This window comes from Cryobacterium fucosi, from assembly GCF_004403515.1.
Classification (GTDB): Bacteria; Actinomycetota; Actinomycetes; order Actinomycetales; family Microbacteriaceae; genus Cryobacterium; species Cryobacterium fucosi.
On the sequence record NZ_SOHH01000063.1, the window covers coordinates 1 to 8,621 of the forward strand.

The 8,621-nt window shown below is 69.2% G+C and carries 9 protein-coding genes and 1 pseudogene; 2 read left to right on the forward strand and 8 right to left on the reverse strand.

All coding sequences use genetic code 11. The annotated features are described in order from the left end of the window. A partial coding sequence (locus tag E3T48_RS08030; protein WP_166789672.1) for a carboxylesterase family protein occupies window positions 1-186 on the reverse strand: 186 nt, incomplete at its 3' end. 60 nt (window positions 187-246) lie between these two features. Here E3T48_RS08030 and E3T48_RS08035 point away from each other — a divergent pair. Then, complete coding sequence (locus E3T48_RS08035; RefSeq protein WP_134523555.1) at window positions 247-1,524, forward strand: uracil-xanthine permease family protein; 1,278 nt, start codon at window positions 247-249, stop codon at window positions 1,522-1,524. A 266-nt stretch (window positions 1,525-1,790) separates the two neighbouring features. Here the strand turns inward: E3T48_RS08035 and E3T48_RS08040 are convergent, their stop codons facing one another. From E3T48_RS08040 to E3T48_RS08050, 3 genes are all read right to left on the reverse strand, one after another. After that, entirely contained in the window at window positions 1,791-2,123 is a 333-nt protein-coding gene (locus E3T48_RS08040) for a peptidase (protein WP_134523556.1), read from the reverse strand. Next, a complete protein-coding gene (locus tag E3T48_RS08045) occupies window positions 2,120-3,310 on the reverse strand; it encodes an inorganic phosphate transporter (protein ID WP_134523560.1) in 1,191 nt (396 codons plus the stop codon). Before E3T48_RS08045 ends, E3T48_RS08040 begins: the two co-directional genes overlap by 4 nt. Window positions 3,311-3,425: 115 nt before the next feature. Further along, complete coding sequence (locus E3T48_RS08050; protein ID WP_166789673.1) at window positions 3,426-3,899, reverse strand: 8-oxo-dGTP diphosphatase; 474 nt, start codon at window positions 3,897-3,899, stop codon at window positions 3,426-3,428. A 74-nt stretch (window positions 3,900-3,973) separates the two neighbouring features. On the opposite strand from E3T48_RS08050, the gene E3T48_RS08055 reads away from it, so the two are divergent. Then, window positions 3,974-4,228: a mycoredoxin gene (locus E3T48_RS08055; RefSeq protein ID WP_134523558.1), complete on the forward strand. Its 255-nt coding sequence runs from the start codon at window positions 3,974-3,976 to the stop codon at window positions 4,226-4,228. Between the two features lie 106 nt (window positions 4,229-4,334). Here E3T48_RS08055 and E3T48_RS08060 read toward each other — a convergent pair whose 3' ends face one another. The 4 genes and pseudogenes from E3T48_RS08060 to E3T48_RS16705 form a co-directional block, all read right to left on the reverse strand. Beyond that, window positions 4,335-5,363, reverse strand: coding sequence for a 6-phosphofructokinase (locus E3T48_RS08060; RefSeq protein WP_134510279.1), 1,029 nt, complete (start codon window positions 5,361-5,363; stop codon window positions 4,335-4,337). 109 nt (window positions 5,364-5,472) lie between these two features. Beyond that, window positions 5,473-7,653 (reverse strand): DEAD/DEAH box helicase, encoded by a 2,181-nt coding sequence (locus E3T48_RS08065; protein WP_134523559.1) that lies wholly within the window; start codon window positions 7,651-7,653, stop codon window positions 5,473-5,475. Window positions 7,654-7,838: 185 nt separating this feature from the next. Further along, window positions 7,839-8,192, reverse strand: coding sequence for a DUF6804 family protein (locus tag E3T48_RS08070; protein WP_241986724.1), 354 nt, complete (start codon window positions 8,190-8,192; stop codon window positions 7,839-7,841). Further along, a pseudogene (locus tag E3T48_RS16705) lies at window positions 8,192-8,621 on the reverse strand (DUF2207 domain-containing protein); the annotation flags it as partial. The pseudogene E3T48_RS16705 and the gene E3T48_RS08070, both read right to left, overlap by 1 nt.

An 8,621-nucleotide genomic window follows, 5' to 3' on the forward strand; every position in this document is an offset into this window, starting at 1 on the left:
GTCGCGCACGCCCGGCCAGGGCTGAGCCGGCCGCGGCGCCCGGAAGCGGAGCGCACCCACCGGCGCCGCCGCATAGGGGATGCCGCGCCAGGCCCGCACGCCGCGCTCCCGGATCCCCCGCACCGCGCCGGTCGAAATCAGGACGTCGAGCGTGTCGTCGCGGTTGGTCTGAACAGGTCGGGTCACCGTCCGATCCTAATTCTTCACTACGATCGCAGGAGACGTCCGACAAGAAACGAGACACAGATGGCACTGCCCTGGACCCTGCACGGCGACGGAAAGACGGTCGGAGCCCAGGACGTGGTCGGCCCGGGAGAACGCCTGAACTGGCCGCTCACCATCGGGATCGGCGCCCAGCACGTGGTGGCGATGTTCGGTGCGACCTTCCTCGTTCCGCTGCTCACCGGGTTCCCGCCGAGCACGACCCTGCTCTTCTCCGGCGTCGGCACCCTGCTGTTCCTCCTGATCACGCGCAACAGGCTGCCCAGCTACCTCGGCTCCTCGTTCGCGTTCATCGCACCGATCACCGCGGCGACGGCCACGGCGGGGATGGGCAGCGCCCTCTTCGGCATCGTCGTCGTCGGATTCCTGCTGGCCGTCATCGGCCTGGTCGTGCACCTCACCGGGACCGGCTGGATCGACGCTCTGATGCCGCCCGTCGTGTCGGGCGCAATCGTGGCCCTGATCGGCTTCAACCTGGCACCGGTCGCGAAGAGCAACTTCGCCGCCGCGCCGCTGACCGCGATCATCACGCTGGCCGCCGTCATCCTCTCGACCGTGTTGTTCAGCGGCATCCTCGGCCGGCTCTCCATCTTCATCGGCGTCGTCATCGGCTACCTGGCGGCGGTGTCGTTCGGCGAGGTCGACTTCGGCCAGGTGGCCGCGGCGCCCTGGTTCGGACTGCCCCAGTTCACCGGCCCCGCGAACCCGTTCGAGAACCCGGCCGTGTTCGGCCTGTTGCCCGCGTTCCTGCCGGTGGTGCTGGTGCTGGTCGCCGAGAACGTCGGCCATATCAAGGGCGTCGCCCAGATGACGGATGCGAAGGTGAACCGGTACACCGGCCGCGCCCTGATGGCCGACGGCCTGGCGACCATGCTCGCCGGTTTCAGCGGCGGGTCGGGAACCACCACCTACGGCGAGAACATCGGCGTGATGGCCGCGACCCGGATCTACTCCACCGCCGCCTACTGGGTGGCCGGCATCGTCGCCATCCTGCTCGGACTGTCCCCCAAGATCGGCGCCGTGATCAACACGATCCCGGCCGGGGTGCTCGGCGGGGTCACCACCGCGCTCTATGGCCTGATCGGCATCATCGGCGTGAAGATCTGGCTCGACAACAAGGTGGACTTCAGCCGCCCGGTCAACCAGTTCACCGCCGCGACGGCGCTGATCATCGGCATCGCCGACTACACCTTCACCGTCGGGTCGCTCAGCTTCAACGGGATCGCGCTCGGCACGATCGCCGCGATCGTGATCTACCACCTGATGAGCTGGGTCGGCCGGCTGCGCCGCACCCGCCGCTGACGCCGGCCCCGCCGCCCCCGCCGCCCCCGGTGATCGGGCTCGTCCCACGGTGGCCGAGCCCGTCGAGACCCGCGGTCGAACGTGTTCCGAATTCAGGAGAACAGCCCGGCAGCAGGGCCGTGGCGGGCATCCGTAGCACTGTTCCGGGCGCAACACCTGAATTCGGCACGGACCTGACTGAGCGGCTCGGCGACCGGTGGTGGGGGCCCTCCCGCGGTGGTGGGGGGCCCTCCCGCGGTGGTCGAGCCTGTCGAGACCCGACTACGTCAGCGGTGCAGCGCCGGCACGATCAGGTAGACGCCGTAGAGCACCGCGCCGATGCAGAGCACGAAGCACGTGTACGCGCCGACCAGGGCGAGGCGTTTCTGGCCCACGGTCAGCGGGTTCGCGGACGCGGTCTTGCGGGCCCGCTTTGCTTCCTTCGCTGCCCGCTTCGGGGTCAGGATGGTGATCGCCCCGGTGAACGACTGCGGGTCGACGACGAGGGCGCGGCCGGCGCTGGTCAGCAGCCGGAGGCCGAGGGAGTACAGGCTCACCACGACAACGGTGCCGAGGAGGGACGCCCCGGCGACGACGACGAATGCTGCCCAGTCGATCACAGCGCGACCTTCTTCCGGTCCCGGCGCGAGATCTTGCGCGGTGTCTTGCGGATCTTGACCACGCGTCCGGCGTCGTCGATGTCGTGGAGGTTGTCGTGCGAGATGCGGCTGCGCTGGGCGCGGCGGAACAGGAGCGCGACGACGAGCGAGCCGAGGAGCAGGTCGATCACGATGCCGACCGGCCCGAGCAGGGCGAAACCGGCGGCGAAGGCGCCCATGATGGCCGCGGCAGGCAGGGTGAGCACCCAGCCGAGCGCGATCTGTCCGGCCATTCCCCAGCGCACGGTGGCGCCGCGACGGCCGAGGCCGGAACCGATCACCGACCCGGAGGCCACCTGGGTGGTGGAGAGGGCGAAGCCGAGGTGGCTGGAGGCGAGGATGGTCGCCGCGGTGCTGGTCTCGGCGGCGAAGCCCTGGGCCGGCTTCACGTCGGTCAGGCCCCGGCCCATGGTGTGGATGATGCGCCAGCCGCCGGTGTAGGTGCCGATCGCGATGGCCAGGGCGCAGACGACGATCACCCAGAGCTGGGGTCCGCTGCCGACCGACTGCACGCCACCGGCGATCAGGGTAAGCGTGATCACGCCCATCGTCTTCTGCGCGTCGTTGGTGCCGTGGGAGAGGGCGACGAGCGAGGAGGAGAAGATCTGGGCGTAGCGGAAGCCGCCCCGGCCGTCCGCCCGGCCGGAATCGCGCCGGGTGATGAAGTAGGCAAGCCTGGTGGCGATGAACGCGACCACCCCGACGGTGAGCGGCGCGATCAGCGCCGGCAGGATCACCTTGGCCACGACGACGTTGTAGTCGACGGACTGGAAGCCGATACCGATGATCGCCGCGCCGATCAGGCCGCCGAAGAGGGCGTGGCTGGAACTGGACGGCAGGCCGCGCAGCCAGGTGATCAGGTTCCAGACGATGGCGCCGATCAGGCCGGCGAAGATGATCTCCGGGGTGATCTGCACCCCGCCGTCGCCCTCACGGATGATTCCGCCCGACACGGTCTTCGCCACTTCGGTGGAGAGGAAGGCGCCGACGAGGTTGAGCACGGCGGCCAGCCCGACGGCGACCCTGGGCCGCATGGCGCCGGTCGCGATCGGGGTTGCCATCGCATTCGCGGTGTCATGGAACCCGTTGGTGAAGTCGAAAACCAGGGCCAGTGCGATGACCAGCACAACGATCAGGGTGAAATCCACCGGCATCTCTCTTGACTGTCTGGGAGTTGGAGTGCCGAATCCGTTCGCGTCCCCCGGGAGGCCGTGCGATCAAGCTTCTCCACTGATCCTGACAGCCTGAGGCAGGCAGGTCAATTCAGCTCCGCGCGACCACCGTTGCGAGGTCCTCGCCGAAGGTGAAGGTGGCGCGCACCGGCATCCCGGACAGCACCCCCGGCAGCCAGTGCCGGGCGTCGTCCCACATCTCGTCCACGGGCAACGACGCCACGTCGAACCACTCCGGATCCAGCTCGTCTGACTCGCGCGGAATCCCTTCCCACGCGGCGCAGACGAAGACGGTGGAGACCTGGCTCCACGCCTCCCGGTGCGGGAACAGATAGGTCAGCACGCCGCGGGGCGACAGATCGGCTTCGACGACCGACAGGCCGGACTCCTCTTCGATTTCGCGCACCGCCGCCTGCACGGGGGTCTCCCCCGGCTCGAGCTTGCCGCCGAGGCCCACGATGTTTCCGAGGCCGAGGCCCTTCTTCTTGCGGCCGAGCAACACCTGGAGGGTCCCGTCGGGGTTCTGGCGGGTGAGGTAGCACACGCACACCTGGGGAAGGGCCATGGCCCCATGGTACCGGCGGCTTGCGACCACGGGGCCGGCCGCGATACCGGGCCGCGCCTTGTTAGGCTTCGAGGATGAACTTCGTGCCCGCATCCGGAACCATCACCATGTTCACGACGACCTGGTGCGGCTACTGCTCTCGCCTGAAGACCCAGCTCGACCGGGTCGGGATCGGCTACACCGAGGTGAACGTCGAAGAGGTCGACGGCACCTCCGAGCTCGTGATGAGCCTCAACGGCGGCAACCGCACCGTGCCGACCGTGCTTTTCCCCGACGGGTCGGCGGCGACCAACCCGTCACTCGCGCAGGTGCAGGCCAAACTGGCCTGAGCCGGGCCGACGCCCGGCCCGCCCGGGAAACGCCGAGGGGTCCCGACCCGGCCTCCCGCGGTTGCGGGACGATCGGTTCGGGACCCCTCTGGGCGATCCGGATGGTTTAGCCGAAGAGGACTGCTGCCTCGTCGTACCGGGCCTGCGGGACGGTCTTCAGGCCGATGGTGGCGTCGGCGATGCTGACGATCTCGATGTCGGTGCCGCGGAGCGAGACCATCGAGCCCCACTGTCCTGCGTAGACGGCGTCGACGGCCGCCATGCCGAGGCGGGTGGCGAGCACCCGGTCGTAGGCCGACGGGGCGCCGCCGCGCTGGGTGTGGCCGAGAACGGTCGCGCGGGTCTCGATGCCCGTGCGTTCCTCGACCATGGGGGCGATCATCTCGCTGATGCCGCCGAGGCGAGGGCGGTTGAACGCGTCGAGGCCCTTGGTGGAGAGCGCCTCGTCCATTCCGGCGAGTTTGAAGCCCTCGGAGACGACCAGCACGGGTGCGCGGCCGCGGTCGCGCACGTGCAGCACCCATTCGCAGATCTGGTCGATGGTCTGCGGCTGCTCGGGGGTGAGGATGGCGTGGGCTCCGCCGGCCATGCCGGCGTGCAGGGCGATCCAGCCCACGTGGCGGCCCATGACCTCGACGATCATGCAGCGGCCGTGCGAGTCGGCCGTGGTGCGAAGGCGGTCGATGGCCTCGGTGGCGATTTCGACGGCGGTGTTGAACCCGAACGAGTAGTCGGTCGCTTCGAGGTCGTTGTCGATCGTCTTGGGGACGCCGACGATCTTGATCCCGGCATCCGTCAGCCGCCGCGCCGCGGTGAGGGTGCCCTCGCCGCCGATCGCGATGATCGCGTCGATGCCCTCCGCGTCCATGGTCTTCTGAATATTAACGGGACCGCCGCGATCGCCCTCGAACGGGTTCGTGCGGGAACTACCGAGGATCGTGCCGCCCTGGCGGGAGAGACCGCGCACGCTGTGCCGGTCCAGGGTCATAAAGTCGCCTTCTACCAGGCCTTTCCAGCCGTTCCGAATACCGACGAATTCGGCATCGAGAACGCGAACGCCTTTAAGGACGGAGCCGCGAATAACGGCGTTCAGTCCCGGGCAGTCTCCACCGCTGGTGAGGATACCAATTTTCATTTTGTGACAGCTCCTTCATGCACGATTAACCATGTCGGCGCCTTCACCGCCTCCTAATGATGGTCCCGGAATGGGCCCGTATTCAAATCAACGCCGGTGAGGGGCGCTCCTACAGCTCCCCGTCAAGTGCCTGGGTGAGCAGATAGATCAGTGCGCTGGCCTGAACGGAGTCGGCGGACGAGATCTCGTCCTCGGACCCGTCGAGCGCGCGGGCCGCGAGGCCCTGCTTGCTGCCGATCAATTCGGCGATGCGAGCGTCAATGGTGTGGGCGGCGATGATCCGCCAGGCGGTGACGGGCTCGTCCTGGCCGATCCGGTGCACCCGGTCGATGGCCTGCGTCTGTTCGGCGGCGGTCCAGCTGAGTTCGGCGAGGACGACGTTGGAGGAAGCCTGCAGGTTCACGCCGACGCCGGCCGCGGAGAGCGAGCAGACCACGACGGCCACGCCGGGGTCGTCGTTGAACGAGTCGATCGCGGCCTGGCGGGCCAGGGCCGTCTGGTCGCCGCGCAGCGACACGGAGCGCAGGCCGCGCCTGGCGAAGATGTCTTCGGCGGCATCCATCACGTCGATGTGCTTGGCGAAGAACACGACCTTGCCGACCGAGTGCGCCAGTTGCACGGTGTAGTCCGCGGCGAGGCCGGCCTTGGCCTGGCCGATCTTGCGCACCATGGTGAAGACGTTCTCCCCCGTGGTCTGGCCCTTCGATTCCTCGAGTTCGGCGTGCGCGACGGCGCGGATGAACGCGGCGCGCTGCTCCTCGGTGAGCACGGGGTTCTTCTCGTCCGGGTGCCGGGCGGAGACGAGCCCGTTGTAGCGGGTGACGAGGCGGGCGGCGAGTTCGCGTTCGGCCTGGCGGATGGAGCGGCCCAGGTCGTCGTCGAGCTCGACCGGGAGGTCGGCGATCCGCTTGGCGGGCAGGTCGGCGGCGACGTCGATCTTGCGGCGGCGCACGATGCCCATGTCGATCACCGCGGCCCGCGCCTCCGCGTAGAAGCCGGGGTCGGCGGGGGTCAGCCCGGTTGTTTCGAGGCGCTGCATGAGCTTCGGGGTGGGCTTGTCGCCGTCGATCCAGCCGAGGAACTGCCAGATCGCGCGGAAGTCGTCGACGTCGTTGATCAGGGGAGTTCCGGTCAGCGCCATCAGGAGCGGGTTCCCGCCCGGGGTGCGGCGGCGGATCTGGTCGGCCAGGGCCAGCACGTGCTTGGACCGCTGGGATTGCAGGTTCTTGATGAAGTGGGCCTCGTCGACGACCATGCCCTTGAAGCCGAGCGTGCCCAGCCACGTGCGGTGGCGGTCGAGCACGTCGTAGTTGACGATCACGACGTCGGCGAACGCGTCGAGGGTCTGACCATCGCCGTGGATCACGGTGGCCCGGCGTTGCGGAGTCCACATTTCCACCTCGCGCACCCAGTTCATCTTGACAACGTTGGGCACAATGGCCAGCAGCGGGTAGGCGCCGGCGACGGATGCCGCGAGCAGGCTCTGCGCCGTCTTCCCGAGCCCCGGCTCGTCGGCGAGAAGGTAGCTGCGGTGGCCGAGGCGGGCGCTCTCCACGAACCGGGCCTGGTGGCGCATCAGCTCCATCGCGGGCGGCGACAGCCGGTCGACCCGGGGGGCCTCCGGCAGGTCCATGCTGGCGGCCTGGCCGCCTGAGCCGTATTCGAAGGACTTGAACAGCGGGCCGAGGAGCTCCCAGTTCGCGAGCCGGCGGGCGGAGACGACGGGACGGGCCTGGGCCGCGCTGAAGTCGGGGGCGAGGAACGGGTTCGCGAGCTGCCGGGCCTTCACCGACTGCGGGACGACCTGATTCTCGGCGACCTCGGGCTTGGCCTCCGGTTCGCGGGTGATGATGAGCTCGTCGGGGCTGAGCTCGGCCCCTGATTCGAGCAGCCAGTCACGGCGGAACCGCTGCGCGACGGTGGACACACCGGCATCGGGTTCAAGCAGGGTGATCAGGCTGGTGTCGCGGGCGGCTGTCTTCGCGAGGATCTGGGCGATGCCGTCGAGGCGCTTGAGCAGTTCCGCGCGGTTCGCGTCGGTGAGCTCCTTGTCGGCCTTGACCCTGGCGCGCTCCTCGCGCATGAGCAGGGCGATGACCTGGTACTTGGTGCGGTTGGTCGGGCCGAGCTTGCCACCGGTCTGCGCCTTCGCCTCCACCTCGCGCACCTTGCGGGCGAGGATGGGGATGAGGGGCGCGTCGTCGTCGCGGGAACGGGGCCGCTGCCTGGCGCGGCCTCCGGCCGCGGCACGGTTGTTCGAACCTGCGGCCTGGTGGCGGGTGTATGCCATTCTTCTCCAACTTCACAGCAGCGCGGCAGACGGAGCCGCGCTCGTCGTGTTGCGGCATCCGTGGATACCGGTGCGATCGATACGCCGAACCCTGAATCGAACACCGCGTCAACCATATTTGTGATGCTCACGTTTTTCGCGGAGCGGCACGGTCAAGACGGTGGCCGGGCTTTCAAGGCGCTGATTCAGTCTACGCCCGCGCCACCGCCCCGCTGCACCGGCACCTTGGTGAGCACGCCGACGACGATGAAGACCAGCGCGGCTGCGAACTGGGCGGACACCCAGCCCTGCCCGTGCAGGGCGATCACGAAGACCGGGTTCCAGAGCACGGCGATCGGGCCGAGCAGCAGCAGCCACCACCAGGACCGTGCCTGCCAGGCGAAGACGCAGATGATCAGGGCCAGGATGCTCACCGCGTAGCGGATCACGATGTAGCCGGACGAATCGAGCAGGGCGAGGCCGCCGAGCAGCGCCATCGCGCCGAGCAGGCCCGGTGCGAGCGCGGACCGGGTGAAGGTGGGAGCAGCGGGAGTGCCCATCAGACGCCCCCTCCCCCGCCGCCGCCGCCGCCCCCGCCGACTGAGCCGCCGCCGCCTCCGCCCGAGCTGGAGGAACTCGATGCCGTCCCCGACCAGGCGGCCGAGGTGGAACTCGCGAAGGCGCTGATGCCTGCCGCGAAGTAGCCGGCGTTGAAGCCGGCGTTGAAGCCGGCGTTGAAGCCGGCGCTGCCGGCGTACCAGTCCGGCTGGGTGCCGCTGCGCGCGTAGTACTCGCCGAGCACGCCCGACCATTCCTTCTCCTGGCCGAACAGCACGGCGAAGGGCAGCAGCCGCTCGTAGAGTTTCAGCACCTGCAGGGGCCGGTCCGGATCCGCCCCGCCGGCGGGCAGGCCGGACGCGTCCAGCCCAGCCTCGGCCGGCCCGGCCTCGGCCGGCCCGGCTTCCGCCAGCCGGGCTTCGGCCAGAACC